Below are 15,121 nucleotides of genomic sequence, written 5' to 3'. Positions count from 1 at the left end.
GTCGCCAGGAGGCTCGGCGGTCCAAGGCCAGTTACATGCCGTTCGTGGCGGACATGACAACGGTCGGGGAAGCCGGGCGTGCCAGCCATGAGCTTGGTAAGGACTGGTGGGCTGACAAGAGGCCATGATGAGGGAGTGCCGGTCTGGTGGAAGAACCCTCGGGTTTGGTCGATCACGGTCATCGCAGTGGCCGCCACAGCGGTTGCCGTACTCATCGTCTTGTACCAGATATCGGGTTTGAGCTGGGCCGATCAATTCGCAAGTTCCCTGGGGCCGCCGTTGGGCGTCGTTTCGCTGGCCGGTCCCCTGGCGGTTTACCTGTGGCGCAAGGGCTCTGCCGCCTCGAGCACATCGGACGACCAGCTCAACCACATGGCGGAATCAATCGCTGAAGCGCAGAAGAGGCGGTGGGAAACCGAGGAACTGGCCCGTAGGGTCTTTGACCCTTGGCCGCTCCCCGTGCGCTGGGGCGTCACCGAGAGGGCTGACGCGGTGATGGTCGATTGGCCGGCTATCCGAGGCCGGGCTGGAGCGGGCCCGCTTCCATTGGATGGTACATATGGCCAGATTGCTGATGCGTTCACGCACCCGGAGTCGCCTGGACGGCTCGTCATTCTGGGTGAGCCCGGGGCCGGTAAGAGCATGCTGGCGCTCCGGTTGACCCTGGATCTGCTTGCTCGGCGTACGGCAGGCGATCCGGTTCCGGTTCTGCTCTCGGTCGCGACTTGGAATCCGTCCGAGCCGCTGGACGAGTGGATAGCCGCTCGTCTGGCGACCGAACACCGTGAACTTGCCTCTGCGCTGCGAGCAGCCGACGGCAGGCGACGGACGCGGGCGCGCGAGTTGATCGACACCGCGCGCATCCTTCCTGTTCTCGATGGGTTGGATGAGATGGCCAAGAACCACCATCAATCAGCTCTCGTCGCGATCGCCGATACTTTGCGCCCCGACCGTCAGATTGTGGTGACGAGCCGTACGGCGGAGTACGAGCTCGCAGTCGCGGCCGGCAAACTCGCTCGTACGCCTGTAGTCGAGATTCTGCCTCTAGCCTCATCCGACGTCGCGAGGTACCTGACCGAGAGCACCGAAAAGCCCGAGCGTTGGAAGCGCGTCCTCGAACATCTCGATAGGACGGATGATCGCCCACTATGGCAGGCACTTTCGACGCCGCTCATGCTTTCGCTGGCGCGAACGGTCTACGACAGCCAGGCTTCTCGCCCCGACGACCTCATCACGGCCGCTTGGGCGCGTGAGCGAGCCGGCATCGAGCGTCACCTGCTTGGTGCATTGATACCGGCGGCGTATACGAGTCCAGTAGGTAACCAGCCCCGTCTCGACAAGCAGAAGGCTGATCGGGCGCAGCGGTGGCTTACGAACATCGCCGTGCTCCTCCACACTCATGGTGGCGGTCCAGATATTTCCTGGTGGCACTTGCGCAGCGCCACTGTCGTTGTGCAATGGTGTCTGACGGCGGTCCTGGCTGCGCTTTGGATAGTGACGGGCGCCCGCAACCACGAGGGGCTGGTCTTGGTGCAGACTCCACTATTCGTGGTGGTGCTGCTCACCACGATCCGCGCTCGCCACCCTCGCCAGGTCAATCTCAGTTTCAATCGTCGCAAGGTGGCAAGACTTGTTGTGGCGCTGCTTCTCGGGGTGGCCGCCGGACTGATATCTGGGCCACCTCCTGACGCGCTTGTCATACCGCTTGCCGCCATTTCCCTGTGGTACATGCTGGAGGCTGCGTTCTTCCCGTCCGACGGTCCGATCGGCACTGTTGTGACTGCGGCTGATGCAGGTCGGTCGGTCAGCCCGCTCAGCGTCCTGCGACGGGATCGCGCACTCGCGCTCTGGCTTGCGACGGTGGTCAGCTCGGCAATCGTCATCGGCATGATGGCTGTTGCGATCGCATCGCCGCCTTCCCGAACATGGCCAACCGGCTCAGAACGTGTGGTGATCTTCTTGTGGCTTGCGGTCTTCCTGCTCGCCTTCGGGCTGATCGTCGGGTCTGTTGCGGGGCTCAGTGCTACTGCCTGGGGGCAATTCTGCGTAGTTCGCCTGTTGCTCGCAGTGCAGGGCCGTACACCGATGCGTCTGATGTCATTTCTGGACGACGCTCACCGACGGGGCATCCTTCGCCAAGCCGGAGCCGTTTATCAGTTCCGTCACGGCATGCTTCAACAGCAGCTGGTGAAATCCGCACAGGGACAAAGGCTCAAGCAATCGGATTCCTCGATCTCGGACCAGGAATACAATCGGATTTCCTCGTCCTTTCGAGGCGCCAAGTGACACCCCCGTTGATTGTGGCCTTGGCCGCACCTGGACGCTATCCGTGCTTCGGTGCCTCACGAGCTCGTCGGCCGACGCTCAGGAGTGGGTGACTGCCGGACGAAGGATCAAGAGGCCGAGTCGGTGTCGGCGGGGCCTTCGAGGCCGGCTTTCTCGTCGCGGTCGGCCCACTCCAGCAAGGTGGCCAGGGAGTGGTGTTTGTCGTCGATGCCGGCGTGCAGGTCGCCCAGTTCGGCGAAGCGGGCCGGGACGGTCAGGACCGTGAAGTCGCGCGGGTCGGCGTCGGGGATCTCGGACCAGTGGACCGGCGTCGAGACCGTTGCCGTGGGGACGCCGCGGACCGAGTAGGCGCTGGCGATCGTGTGGTCGCGGGCGTTCTGGTTGTAGTCGACGAAGAGCTTCTCCGGGTCGCGGTCCTTGCGCCACCAGGTGGTGGTCACGTCGTCGGGAGCCCGCCGCTCGACCTCGCGGGCGAAGGCGAGCGCGGCCCGGCGTACGTCGGAGAAGCCCCACGACGGCTCGATGCGCACATAGATGTGCAACCCGCGCCCGCCCGACGTCTTGGGATAGCCGGTGATGCCCAGGTCGTCGAGCACCTCCCGGGCCACCGCGGCCACCCGGCGGACCCGGTCGTAGGTGCAGTCGGGCATCGGGTCCAGGTCGATGCGCCACTCGTCGGGTTTCTCGGTGTCGGCGCGGCGCGAATTCCACGGGTGGAACTCGACCGTCGACATCTGCACGGCCCAGATGACGTCGGCCGGCTTGGTCACGCACAGCTCGTCGGCGTGCCGGTTGTAGCGCGGGAACTTCACCCGCACCGTCTCCAGCCACGGCGGCGCCCCGTGCGGCACCCGCTTCTGATGCACTTTTTCCCCGGCCAGCCCGTCGGGAAAGCGGTGCAGCATGCACGGCCGCTCCCGCAGCGCCCGGACGATGCCGTCACCCACCGCCAGGTAGTAGTTGACCAGGTCGAGCTTGGTCAGGCCGAGCTCCGGAAAGTAGACCCGGCCGGGGTTCGACACGCGCACGGTGAAGTCGCCGGCCTCCACCTCGGTCGCCGGGCTCTTGCTGGAAGCCGCCATGGGCCAACCTTAGGGCTCTGCCCGCAGGACCGCACCGACATCAGGAGTGGCCGCCCGCCAGGTCAGCCGCGGAACGCCCGCACCGAGCTGCTCCGCCGACTGGCTCGGTCGTAGCGGTCCACCGCGTCGGGCCGGCTGACCATGATCGTTCCCCGGCTCTGCTCATCATGCCGCCGTTTCAACAGGCCGGCGCAGCGCGAGCACGGCTCCCGGCTGGGTTGTTTCCGGCTCCTGGCGGTGGCCGTGCTGTCGGACCGACCGCAAAGTAGCTGACCAGGGCGCTCGGGGTGCGGGCGGTGTGCCCACCGGCTGTCGGCGAGCACGACCCAGCCGATCGAGCGCCAGGCCCGCATGGATTCCTGACGGTTGAGGGCAGTCGACTCGACGGTGCGCTCCCACGTCTCCGTTCGACCGGATGGCGTGACGTCGTTGTCGGCATCAGCCCGGCCACGGTTGCGGGAAACCTCCGGGCGGAGGGGCATCATGTCCCGGCAGGCGATACACGGCGCCAGATCGGGCGGCCGGACCCGGAGAACCGGCTCCGTGGAAGGCAGCTTCCGGCCGCACACCGTCCGGCCGGAACGTAACGGGTCAGGCCGATGCAGCAAGTCACCGGAGAGCCGGACCCAGCCGGGTTTCTTGGAGTTCATCCGCAACCACCCCTCGCCAGATCAACTATGCGAACCGGCGAGGGGTGCGGCTACCGCCATCTGGTGGCTGTTGAGCGACCTGGTATCGGCCGACTCCACCCGGATGGCGATTGACCAGGGAGCAGGCCGAGCACTCAGCCGAGGACGGTGTCGTCGAGGTCGGCCAACAGGGTGTCTCCCGAGTCGAGGAGGTCGAGCAGGGGACCGATGCGCGGCAGCTCGTGGGTGAGGAAATAGCGGGCGGCCAGGCGCTTGCCCTCGTAGAAGGCGCCCTCCTTGCCCTCGGTGGCGGCCAGCTGGGAGAGCCACAGCCAGGCGATCACCAGGTGGCCGGTGGCCTCCAGATAGGCCGTGGAGTTGGCCAGCGCCGCCGTCGGGTCGTCGGCCGCCCACAGCTTGCGGGTGGTGGCGGCCAGGCGGTCGCACAGGGCGATGACCGGCCGGCCCAGCTCGGCCGGCGCCGCCACGGCCGTGGTCACGATGCGGCCGATCAGCAGCTGCAGACCGGCCCCACCGCGCATGACGACCTTGCGGCCCAGCAGGTCGAGGCCCTGGATGCCGTCGGTGCCCTCGTGGATCGAGTTGAGCCGGTTGTCGCGGTAGAACTGCTCGACCGGGTACTCGCGGGTGTAGCCGTAGCCACCGTGGACCTGGATGGCGTGGTCGTTGGCCAGCCGGCACCACTGCGACGGCCACGCCTTCACGATCGGGGTCAGCACGTCGAGGAGCAGGTCGTTCTCGTCGGAGGGCTCGTCGAGCAGCTTGGCCGCATAGAGGATCAGGGCCAGGCCCCCTTCGACATACGCCTTGGAGCTGAGCAGCATGCGCCGGACGTCGGGGTGGCGGATGATCGGCACGGGCGGGGCCGCCGGGTCCTTGTCGGCCACCGGGCGCCCCTGGGTGCGTTCCCGGGCGTAGTCGAGCGCGTGCAGATAGCCCGTGTAACCCAGGGCCACGGCGCCGGCGCCCACCCCGATCCGGGCCTCGTTCATCATCTGGAACATGTAGGCCAGGCCCTTGCCCTGCTCGCCCACGAGGTAACCAGTGGCGTCGTCGAAGGCGAGCACCGCATTCGTCGTGCCGCGATAGCCCATCTTGTGGTTGAGCCCGGACAGCGACACCCCGTTGCGCTCGCCCACCGTGCCGTCGGCCTCGACGTGGTGTTTGGGCACGATGAACAGCGACAGGCCCTTGACGCCGGCCGGCGCGCCCGCGGCCCGGGCCAGCACGAGGTGCACGATCGTCTCGCTCAGCTCGTGGTCGCCGCCCGAGATCCACATCTTGGAGCCGGTCACCCGGTAGGACCCGTCGGCGGCCGGCACCGCGCGGGTCAGCACGTCGCTGAGCGCGGAACCGGCCTGCGGCTCGGACAGGCACATCGTGCCGGTGAAGCGGCCCTCCAGCATCGGCCGGACGAACCGGTCCACTTGCGCGGGTGTCCCGTGGGTGAGCAACAGGTTCGCGTTGCCCGCGGTGAGCAGCGAATAGGACGACGTCGCGATGTTGGCCGCCTGGAACCAGGCGAAGCAGGCCCGGGCGACGACGTGCGGCAGCTGCAGACCGCCGACCGACTCGTCCATGGTGGCGCTGAGCAGCCCGGTCTCGTTGAAGACCTTGAGTGCCGCCGCCACCTCGGGGATCATCGTGACCCGGACGCCGTCGAAGGTCGGCTCCTCGAGGTCGGAGCGCCGGTTGTGAGGCGCGAAGTCGCGCTCGGCGATCTCGGCCGACACGTCGAGGAAGGCGTCGAACGTGTCGCGGGAGTGCTCGGCGAACCTCTCCCGGGCCGTGAGCGCCTCGACGTCGAGCCACTCGTAGAGCAGGAAGTCGAGATCACGACGCGAGAGGATCTTCGAGGCCACCACCGCCGGCACCACCAATCATCGAGGACGGGCTTTCAGTGTGCCCTCTCAGTCCTCCGCGCGGTGCCTTCCCGCCTTCTCCTGTGGATAACCTCGCGAGTGCTTGACGGCGTACATGGCGTGGTCCGCGGCCCGCAGGGCCTCGTCGGGGTCGGTCGACCCGGCCGCGAGGTGCACGCCCACGCTGGCCCCGATCCGCACCGGCGACCCGCCGACGACGAACGGCGCCGCGATGGACTCCCGGATGCGGGCGGACATGGCCTCGCTGTCGGCCGGCCCGATCACACCCGGCATCAGGATGACGAACTCGTCGCCGCCGACGCGGGCCAGCACGTCCTGCTCCCGGACGCAGCCGGTCAGCCGCGCGGCGACCTGGCGCAGCAGGTCGTCGCCGGCCTCGTGCCCGTGGGCGTCGTTGACCGGCTTGAACCCGTCCAGGTCGACGAAGAGCACGGCCACCGGCTGCTCCCGCAGCGAGGTGCCCAGCGCGTCCTGCATGCGGCGGCGGTTGGGCAGGCCGGTCAGCGCGTCGTGCTCGGCCTCGTGGGCGAGCCGCTCCTGGTAGGCCCGGTTCTCCGAGATGTCCCGGGCGTTGATGACGATGCCGTGCAGCGACGGGTTGGTCATCTGGTTGGACGCGGTGAACTCGAACCAGCGGTAGTCGCCGGCGGCCGAGCGCACCCGGCACTGCAGGCGCAGCAACTCGTCGCGGTTGATCAGCAGCCGGGCGAACTGGCCGCGCATGTAGGGCTGGTCGTCCGGGTGGACCAGGTCGAAGACGCTGGTGCCGACCAGCCTCCCCTCCGGGTAGCCGAGCACGGTCGCCGCGCTCGGGCTCGAGTAGTCGATGGTGCCGTCGGCGCCGAGCACCGAGACCAGGTCGGGAGCGTGCTGGAAGAGGGCCTGGAAGCGCTCGTCGGCCCGCCGGCGCTGGATCTGGGTGCGGTAGCCGAGCACCGACATCGCGAGCACGCCGATCAGCAACATCGCGCCGAGCGTCAGGTTCAACGTCTGGCTCTTGGTGTGCACCGCGCCGTCGAACGACTTCCTGGTCTGGATCCGCACGTACGACCAGCCGCCGGGCAGCCCGCCGACCGTGATCGCGACCATCTCGGTGCCGCCGACGGTGGTGTACCGGACGAACCCGCCCGCGGGCTCCGCGGCCAGCGCCCGGCGGACGGCCGGGTCGATCTGGCGGCCGAGCTGCTGGACCCGGTTGGTGGCGGCGATCGTGCCGGTGCTGTCGATGATCGCGGTCTGGTGGACGTCCGAGCTGAGCGTCACGGTGTATTGCTGAAGGCTGGTCGTGGCCACGCTGTTGAGGCCGACCAGGACGGCCGCCGGGACGCCGCCGACCACCACCGGCACACCGACCGCTTCGAGAAAGGCCCCGTCGACCACCATGATCGACGAGAAGCCGGCCTTGGCGCCGCCGGTCAGCTGGGTGAACAGGGGCTTCCAGCCCGCGTTGCCGGCCGCCGGCAGCCCGGTGCCGCGCGAGCTGCTCAGCACCCGGCCGTTCAGGTCGAGCAGCACAGCCCCGTACCCGAAGGTGTCGCTCTTGGCGGCGAAGGTACGCAGCAGATCGCGGTCGCCGGCGTTGCCCGGCCCGAGGTGCAGGGCGTTCTCGCTCAGGAAATCGCCGAGCTCGGCCGCCGACAGCCACTGCAGGCGGCCGACGAGGGTGCCGTTGTTGACGGCCAGAGCCCGTGAGTCGGCCAGGTGCACCTCGTCGGCGGCCTTGAGCGCCGACCGGTTGACCAGGAAGCCGATAGTTCCCGCAGCAGCCAGCAGCACCACGCCGACCACTACGGCGATCCAGTTGCGCAGCCGCATGATTCCTTGATCGGCAACGCCCGGGCCTACTGTACGGAATTCACCGCTCGATCAGCCAGACGAACCCCAGCGCGGGCAGGTGGGCCCGCCCCTCCCGGACGACGAGCGGGCCGTCGCTGCTCAGCGCGGTCTCCAGCCAGCCGTAGTGCCCGATCGCGGCCGCCTCGACGGTCTGCGGCTGCTCGCTGAAGTTGGCCAGCCCGATGAACGTGCCGCTGCGCGGGTGCCGGCGGCGCCAGGCGAAGACGTGGCCGTTGTCGACGCCCACGGTCGCGGTCTCGCCGCCGCCGCGCAGGGCCAGCAGGTCCTTGCGGCCGGCGATGAGCGCCCGCAGCCCCGCGAAAACCTGGCCCTCCAGCGTCGACGGGTCGTGACGCCGCGCGGCGGCCGCCCAGTCCAGATACGGCCGGTGCATCCACCGGTTGTCGCCGGCCAGCGCGGGATCGCCGGCGAACGACAGGTCGTTGCGCGTCGCCAGCTCGTCGCCCATGTAGATCAGCGGGATACCCCCGTACGCGAAAGCGACGGAATGCAGCAGGAGCAGGCGCCGTACGCCGTCACGCCAGGTCGCCGGATCGTCGGTGATCCCGCAGAGCGAGGCGGCCGAACCGGAGATCCGCGCGTCCCCGGTGTCCGGGTTCTCCTGGAAAAGAGCTCCCTGGGCGTACGAGCCGGGAAAGCGACCGGAGAAGAACGAGTTCAGGAAGTTCCGGTGGTTCCACCAGTCCCAGCCGACCGCCGCCGCGTCCTCGGCGCTGATCGCCCAGCCGATGTCGTCGTGCCCGCGCACATAGCTCACCCACGACGCCTCGGCCGGGATCGGCTTCATCCGCGACAGCGACTGCGCCATGAGCCGGGCGTCCTTGGTGGCCAGGCTGCTCCAGAGCATGACCATGAGCTGGTTGTGATAGGCCAGCTCGCACTCCGGCCGGTAGCGGTCGTGCCCGCCCAGGTAGGGCACGAGGTCGTCGGGCGCGACGATCGCCTCGGCCTTGAAGATCACGCCGGGTGCGGCCAGCCGGGTGAGCGCGTGCAGCGCCTGCACGATCCGGTGCACCTCGGGCTCGTTGAGGCAGGTCGTCCCCAGCCGTTTCCAGAGGAACGGGACCGCGTCCAGGCGGAACACGTCGACGCCGCGGTTGGCCAGCCACAGGATGGTCTCGAGCATCGCCCGGAAGACGCTCGGACTGGCCCAGTTGAGATCCCACTGGTAGCTCCAGAACGTGGTCCAGACCCAGCGGTCCCCGACGAGGGTGAAGGAGCCCGGCGCGCGGTCGGGGAAGACCGGCACGATCGTGCGCTCGTAGGCGTCCGGCATCTCGCGGTCGGGGAACGACAGGTAGAAGTCGGCGAACGCCGGATCGCCCGCCTGCCAGGCCTCGGCCCAGGGGTGTTCCTGGGCGGTGTGGTTGAGGACCAGGTCGACGCAGAGGCTCATGCCGCGCTCGTGCAGCCGGCCGGCGAGCGTGCTCAGATCGTCCATCGTGCCCAGCCGCGGGTCGACCGCCCGGTAGTCGCGCACCGCGTAACCGCCGTCGTTCTCGCCGGGCCGGGGCTCGAGCAGCGGCATGAGGTGCAGGTAGGTGACACCCAACTCGTCCAGATAGTCCAAGTTGTCGGCTACCGCGCGAAGCGACCCGGCGAAGCGGTCGGCATAAGCGACGTACCCGACTTGACGGGCTCGCTGATACCAGCGCGGGTCGATCTCCCGCCGCCGATCGAGGTCACGCAGAGCGACCGGGCGCTCGGCGGCCGCGTCGAGAGCCACTTCCACCAGGTCATTCAGGGGCACTGTGCCGTAGACGACCTCGAGCGGCTCGTAGATGTCGAGCAGCGACGTCTCGCAGCGGGCAACGAACGCGACCGCCTCCGAACGGCCCAGCCGCTCGGTGGCGCGGGCAGTCAAAGATGGAAGCAGGGCCTCGAACGCGCTTGCGGCCCGGGTGCGAACGGAAGATCCTGCCATCGGGTCAACGTAACCTTCGGTGGCGCGCGGGTCACGCATATCGACGGCGGTCGCGAGGGGCGGGGGAGCCGATGCGCAAGGTGGTGTTACCAGCGCCCCTGATACCCATGCAGCGCCGGGTCATCTCCTCGGCCACCGCACCGACCGTCGTTCCGCGCCGCCGGGTTGTGCGCTGCGGGCTCAGCGTCACCGGCTTCGGGCTCTGCGCGCTCTTCTACTGCCTCACCTACACGCCGTCCCTGTTGCCGAGACCCTGGTTTCTCCAGGGCGTCGTGGCCGGGCTGACGGCTTCTTTCGGGTACGCCGGAGGGACAGCGATCGGGGCGGTCGTCCGCCTGCGGTGGTGGCCGTCGCGCCGGGCCGAACGGGTCGCCTGGCGCATGCTGTTCGTGCTGGTGCCGCCGCTCGTCCTGCTCTTCCTCTGGCTGGGCACCCGGTGGCAGCGCGAGGTGCGCGTCCGCCTGGGCCTGCCCCCGCAGCAGGAGTACGACCTGATCCGGACGGTCGGGATCAGCCTGCTCACCTTCGGGATGCTGTTGCTGCTGGCCCGCTGCCTGCGGCTGGCCGCGCACGGGTTCGCCCGGCTCTTCGGCCGCCTGGTGCCCGAGTCGGCGGCCTACTGCGCGGGTTTCGTCGTGGTCACCCTGATCAGCTACACCGCCTTCGACGGCCTCCTGGTCAGCAACCTCTACACCAGCGCCGACCGCTCGGCCGCGGTCACCGACAGCGGGACCGGCAACGGAGTCGTGCGGCCGGCCTCCGTCCTGCGCTCGGGCAGTTCGCAGTCGCTGGTGAGCTGGGATTCGCTGGGTCGCCAGGGCCGCAACTTCGTGACCAAGGCGCCCGCGGCCGACCAGTTGGGCGCGTTCGCCGGCCGGACCGCGCTCGACCCGATCCGGATCTACGCCGGCTTGTCGTCGGCCGACTCGGTCGAGGAGCGCGCGGCCCTCGTCGTACGGGAAATGGACCGCACCCGGGCCTGGGACCGCTCGGTCATCGCGGTCTTCACCCCGACCGGCACCGGCTGGGTCGACAACGACGTGCCGAGTTCGCTCGAATACATGTACGCCGGGGACACGGCGCTGGTCTCCATGCAATACAGCTACCTGCCGAGCTGGATCTCGTTCGCGGTCGACCGCAGCAAGGTCGTCGACGCCGCCTCGGCGCTGATCACAGCGGTCCGCGAGCGCTGGGCGGCGATGCCCGCCACCGATCGGCCCAAGCTCCTGATCTTCGGTGAGAGCCTGGGCACCTACGGCACCGAGAAGACCTTCGGTACGGCCCCCGCGATGGTCGACGGGGCCGACGGCATCCTGCTCGAGGGCCCGACCTTCGCCAACCCGATCCACCAGCAGCTCACCTCCGGCCGCGCCCCCGGCTCACCGGTGTGGGACCCGGCCTATCCCCGCCTGCCGGTCGAGTTCTCCTCCGAGTTCCACGAGCTGCGCGACCTGGCCGTCCGGCCCCGGGTCGTCTACATGCAGAACTCCTCCGACCCGGTCGTGTGGTGGAGCCCCAGCCTGCTCTGGCACAAACCCCAGTGGCTGCGCGGCGAACGAGGTCCCGACGTCACTCCCGCCATGCACTGGTACCCGGTCATCACGTTCTGGCAGACCACGGTCGACCTGCTCTTCGCCAACAAGGCCCCGATCGGCCACGGCCACGTCTACAAGTCCGGCGCCGTCGACGGCTGGGCGGCCCTGGCCCCACCCCCGGGCTGGACCGTCGCCGACACCCTGCGCCTGCGCGCCCTGCTCGACAACTGAGCCGGCCTCAGCGGCGGAGTCAGGGCTGGAGCAGGCGGGTGATCCGGGGGAGCACCAGGTAGGTCATGATCGGGGTCAGGCAGAGGGTGCTGATCAGGGTGCGCAGCACGACGTTCAGGTCGACCAGCAGATGGTTGAGGGTGACCGCGGCCAGCAGGCTGACCGGGAAGAAGCCCAGCCAGATGGTCACCGCCTGCTTCCAGCGGGGCGGCGCCTTCGGCACCGTCTCGCTGACCTCGCGGACGCTGGGCGGGTCGAACCAGCCCTCGATCCCGGTCCGGCGTTCCGTCCGGGTGTGCTCGACGAAGCCCTCGGCCGACGACAGCCACCAGCGACGCTGCGGCGACTCCTCCCAGTTGCGCAGGGAGATCTCGTCGGCGAAGCGGTAGAGCATGTGCCAGTCGTGCGAGCGCTGATCGGGCCGCACCCAGCCGGTGCCCAGGAAGCCGGGGAAGTCCTCGGCCAGCGTGGTGCCCGCGTTCACCCAGGCGATCATCTCGGCGGTCCGGGACGGGTCGGCCCGCCGGGTGATCGCGACGGTGACGGCAGGGGACTCCATGTCCCACATTGTGATACCCGGAGGTTTCCAGCAGGCCGCGTCCCCGGTTTCCGTGCCGTGGCCCACACGGTAAGTTCCGGCGCATGACCTTGCAGCGAAAGTTGTCGATGGCGGCGGCGGGTGTCGTCGCGGCCCTGCTCCTGCCCGCACCCGCCCTGGCCGGGGGCAGCACGCCGGCCTGGCAGCTGACCCCGACCGGCACCGAGGCCCAGTTCCGCGGCCTGGCGCCGGTCAGCGCCCAGGTCGCCTGGGTGGCCGGTGCGGCCGGCACCGTCCTGCGCACGGTCGACGGCGGCCGCACCTGGGCCTCGGTCGGTCCGGCGGCCGCGGCCGAGCTGGAGTTCCGGGACATCGAGGCGTTCGACGCCCGGCACGCCGTCGCCCTGACGATCGGCAACGGCCCCGACTCCCGCGTCTACGCGACCTCGAACGGCGGCCACACCTGGACCGAGACGTTCCGCAACGAGGACCCGGCCGCGTTCTACGACTGCATGACGTTCCTCGACCGCAAGCACGGCCTGGCCCTCTCCGACCCGGTGGACGGCAAGTTCCGCATCCTCGCGACCCGCGACGGCGGCCGCTCCTGGCAGGTCCAGCCCACGGCCGGCATGCCCGCCGCGCTGCCCGGCGAGTTCGCGTTCGCCGCGAGCGGCACCTGCATCGTCTCGGCTGCCGGCAAAGTGATGTTCGCGACCGGCGGCGGCGCCGAGTCGCGCGTCTTCACCTCCCGCGACGGCGGCCGTTCGTGGTCGGTCACCGCGACGCCGATCCCGGGCGGCCCGACCGCCGGGATCTACAGCCTGGCCGTACGCCGCGACGGTGCCGCCATCGCCGTCGGCGGCGACTACGAGACCCCCACGGCGGCGCCGGACGGAGCGGCTTACCTGCGCGGCCGGACGTGGACCGTCGCCCGCACCGTCCCCGGCGAATACCGCTCGGGCGCGGCCTGGACCGGCCGGGGCGACACGGCCCTGGCCGTCGGCCCCACCGGGAGCAACATCTCGTACGACGGCGGCCGCACCTGGAAGCTCTTCGACACCGGAAGCTTCGACGCCGTCGACTGCGTGCCCGGCGCCTGCTGGGCCTCCGGCACCAAGGGCCGGGTGGCCAGACTGACCCACCGCCACTGACCCCGGCCAGTTCCGGGTCGCTGTCGGGGGTGGGAAGCAGGTAAGCATGGGGCATGCGGGTCTTCCGGGACGGGTACGGCGTTCCTCACTTGCGGGCCGGAACGGTCGATGAGCTGGCGTTTCTGCAGGGGCGGGTGACCGCTCGCGACCGCCGGCAGCAGATCGAGGTCGAGCGCCGCCGGTCCGAGGGCCTGCTGTCCGAGCTGATCGGGCCGGACGGGCTGGGCTGGGACCGCTTCGCGCGGCGGGCCCGGCTCGACGACACCGCGCGGCGGGCCTTCGCCGGGCTCGACGCCCGGACCCGGGAGTGGCTCCGGGCGTACGCCGAAGGGGTCCGCGCCGAGGGGACGGCCTGGCATCCCTGGTCGTCCCTGGGCGTGTTCCTGGCCCGGCACATCATGTTCGCCAGCTTTCCCGGCAAGCTGTTCAACGCGCATGTCGAGCGCACCCTGGGGCCGGACGCCGTCCGCTGGTTCGCGGCCGAGTCCGCGGCCAGTTCGGGCAGCAACGCCTGGGCGATCCCGGGCATCGTCGCGGGCGACCCGCACCGGCTGATCGAGCTGCCCGGCGTCTATCAGCAGATCCGGCTCTCCTGCCCGGAGTTCGACGTCGCCGGGCTGACCTTCGCGGGTGTGCCCGGCGTGCAGCACTTCGGGCACACCGGCGGGGTGGCCTGGGCGGTCACCAACGCCATGGCCGACTATCAGGACCTCTTCGTCGAGGAGCTCCGCCGCACGCCGTCGGGGGTCGAGGCTCGCGGTCCGCGCGGGTGGGAGCCGGCCGCGGTGCACACCGAGACCATTCCCGTACGGGGTGGCGGCAGCGAGCTGGTCGAGGTCGTCGAGACGGCCCGGGGCCCGATCGTCGACGGCACGTTGAGTCTGCGCACCCCCACCCGGGTGGACTTCGACCTCGGCTTCGGCGCGCTGCTCCCGCTGCTGCACGCGTCTACTGTGGATGACGTCGCCGATGCGCTGGCGGGTTGGGTGGAGCCGGTCAACAGCGTCCTCACGGCCGACACCACCGGGCGGGTCCGGCAGCTCACCGTGGGCCGGGTTCCGGTGCGTGACCAGCGGAACGAGACCGTCCCGGTGCCGGCCTGGGACCAGACGTACGCGTGGCGGCCGGGCTACGTGCCGATGACGCGGACCGCGGTGAGCGGCGTCGCGGTGAACGCCAATGATCGGCGGCCGGACACCGAGGCGTACGGGAACGCCTTTGCCTCGAAAGCGCGGGCCGACCGGATCGTCGAGCTGATCGGGGAAGGCGTGCCCGCGCAGCGCATCCACATGGACACACCGATGCCCGCCGCCAGTGTCGAAGCGGGGCGGCGGGCGGCCTGGCGGTTCGCGGTCGCCCGGCGGCTGCACGAGCATCCCGCGCTCGCACCGCTGATGGAACCGCACGGCTTCGACCCGCTCTTCGACAGCTGGACGAATCCCCGGGTCCGCATCGGCTCGGTGCTCGACGGGGTGCTGGCCGGGCTGGGGCTCACCGCGGCCGAGGTGGTCGACCCGGCCACTGTCGAGTCGGGGCCCTGGGGGTCGCGGCACCTGCTCGATCCCGTACGCCTGCCCGGGGCGACCGCCGGGATCCCGCGCACCGAGCTCTCCGGCGAGCGCGACTCGGTGCTCTGCCTCAACAGCATCCCGGGCGTGACCGATCTGTGCTCGCGCGGCCCGGTCGCCCGCTATGTCTGGGACATCGCCGACCGGCAGCGCAGCCGCTGGATCGTGCCGTTCGGCGCCTCCGGCGATCCGGCGTCGCCGCACCACCTCGACCAGCTGCCGCTGTGGGCCGCCGGCGAGTTGATCCCGCTGGTCACGGACTGGTCCGCGTTGATCGAGGAAGAACTAATAGGACTTTGTTAGGTGGGGACGGGCTGGTGGCAGTGTGGGCAGAAGCCGAGCCAGGTGGCGAGTTGGTATTGCAGGTGCCGGAGGACGGCGTAGAGGCTCAGGGCTGCCCTGCTGCTTTTGGGTCG

Annotated in this window: 9 protein-coding genes; 4 read left to right on the top strand and 5 right to left on the bottom strand. The window is 69.9% G+C overall.

Annotation, left to right across the window (positions count from 1 at the left end; all coding sequences use genetic code 11):
- The first annotated feature begins 135 nt into the window (after positions 1 to 135).
- Positions 136 to 2,286 carry an NACHT domain-containing protein gene (locus NAG42_RS41765; protein ID WP_250038079.1) on the top strand — a complete coding sequence of 717 codons (2,151 nt, stop codon included), beginning with the start codon at positions 136 to 138 and terminating at the stop codon, positions 2,284 to 2,286.
- Between the two features lie 107 nt (positions 2,287 to 2,393).
- Here the strand turns inward: NAG42_RS41765 and ligD are convergent, their stop codons facing one another.
- The 4 genes from ligD to NAG42_RS41745 all read right to left on the bottom strand — a co-directional run bounded on the left by ligD (position 2,394) and on the right by NAG42_RS41745 (position 9,682).
- Positions 2,394 to 3,368 carry a non-homologous end-joining DNA ligase gene (ligD, locus tag NAG42_RS41760; protein ID WP_250038078.1) on the bottom strand — a complete coding sequence of 325 codons (975 nt, stop codon included), beginning with the start codon at positions 3,366 to 3,368 and terminating at the stop codon, positions 2,394 to 2,396.
- 784 nt (positions 3,369 to 4,152) lie between these two features.
- The gene (locus tag NAG42_RS41755; RefSeq protein WP_250038192.1) at positions 4,153 to 5,880 is read right to left on the bottom strand and encodes an acyl-CoA dehydrogenase; all 1,728 of its coding nucleotides are present in this window, start codon (positions 5,878 to 5,880) and stop codon (positions 4,153 to 4,155) included.
- A gap of 48 nt (positions 5,881 to 5,928) precedes the next feature.
- Complete coding sequence (locus NAG42_RS41750; RefSeq protein ID WP_250038077.1) at positions 5,929 to 7,716, bottom strand: sensor domain-containing diguanylate cyclase; 1,788 nt, start codon at positions 7,714 to 7,716, stop codon at positions 5,929 to 5,931.
- A 40-nt stretch (positions 7,717 to 7,756) separates the two neighbouring features.
- Positions 7,757 to 9,682 (bottom strand): amylosucrase, encoded by a 1,926-nt coding sequence (locus NAG42_RS41745; protein ID WP_250038076.1) that lies wholly within the window; start codon positions 9,680 to 9,682, stop codon positions 7,757 to 7,759.
- Between the two features lie 107 nt (positions 9,683 to 9,789).
- Between NAG42_RS41745 and NAG42_RS41740 the strand changes: the two genes are divergently transcribed.
- Entirely contained in the window at positions 9,790 to 11,448 is a 1,659-nt protein-coding gene (locus NAG42_RS41740; RefSeq protein ID WP_250038075.1) for an alpha/beta hydrolase, read from the top strand.
- A 19-nt stretch (positions 11,449 to 11,467) separates the two neighbouring features.
- On the opposite strand, the gene NAG42_RS41735 is transcribed toward NAG42_RS41740, so the two are convergent.
- Complete coding sequence (locus NAG42_RS41735; protein WP_438872524.1) at positions 11,468 to 12,016, bottom strand: antibiotic biosynthesis monooxygenase; 549 nt, start codon at positions 12,014 to 12,016, stop codon at positions 11,468 to 11,470.
- Between the two features lie 74 nt (positions 12,017 to 12,090).
- On the opposite strand from NAG42_RS41735, the gene NAG42_RS41730 reads away from it, so the two are divergent.
- Both NAG42_RS41730 and NAG42_RS41725 read left to right on the top strand, forming a co-directional pair.
- Positions 12,091 to 13,137: a beta propeller repeat protein gene (locus tag NAG42_RS41730; protein WP_250038073.1), complete on the top strand. Its 1,047-nt coding sequence runs from the start codon at positions 12,091 to 12,093 to the stop codon at positions 13,135 to 13,137.
- 53 nt (positions 13,138 to 13,190) lie between these two features.
- Positions 13,191 to 15,008 carry a penicillin acylase family protein gene (locus NAG42_RS41725; protein ID WP_250038072.1) on the top strand — a complete coding sequence of 606 codons (1,818 nt, stop codon included), beginning with the start codon at positions 13,191 to 13,193 and terminating at the stop codon, positions 15,006 to 15,008.
- The last annotated feature ends 113 nt before the right edge of the window (positions 15,009 to 15,121 follow it).

Source organism: Paractinoplanes maris (assembly GCF_023544465.1).
GTDB classification, from domain to species: Bacteria; Actinomycetota; Actinomycetes; order Mycobacteriales; family Micromonosporaceae; genus Actinoplanes; species Actinoplanes maris.
This window is presented reverse-complemented; position numbering and strand designations above follow the sequence as displayed.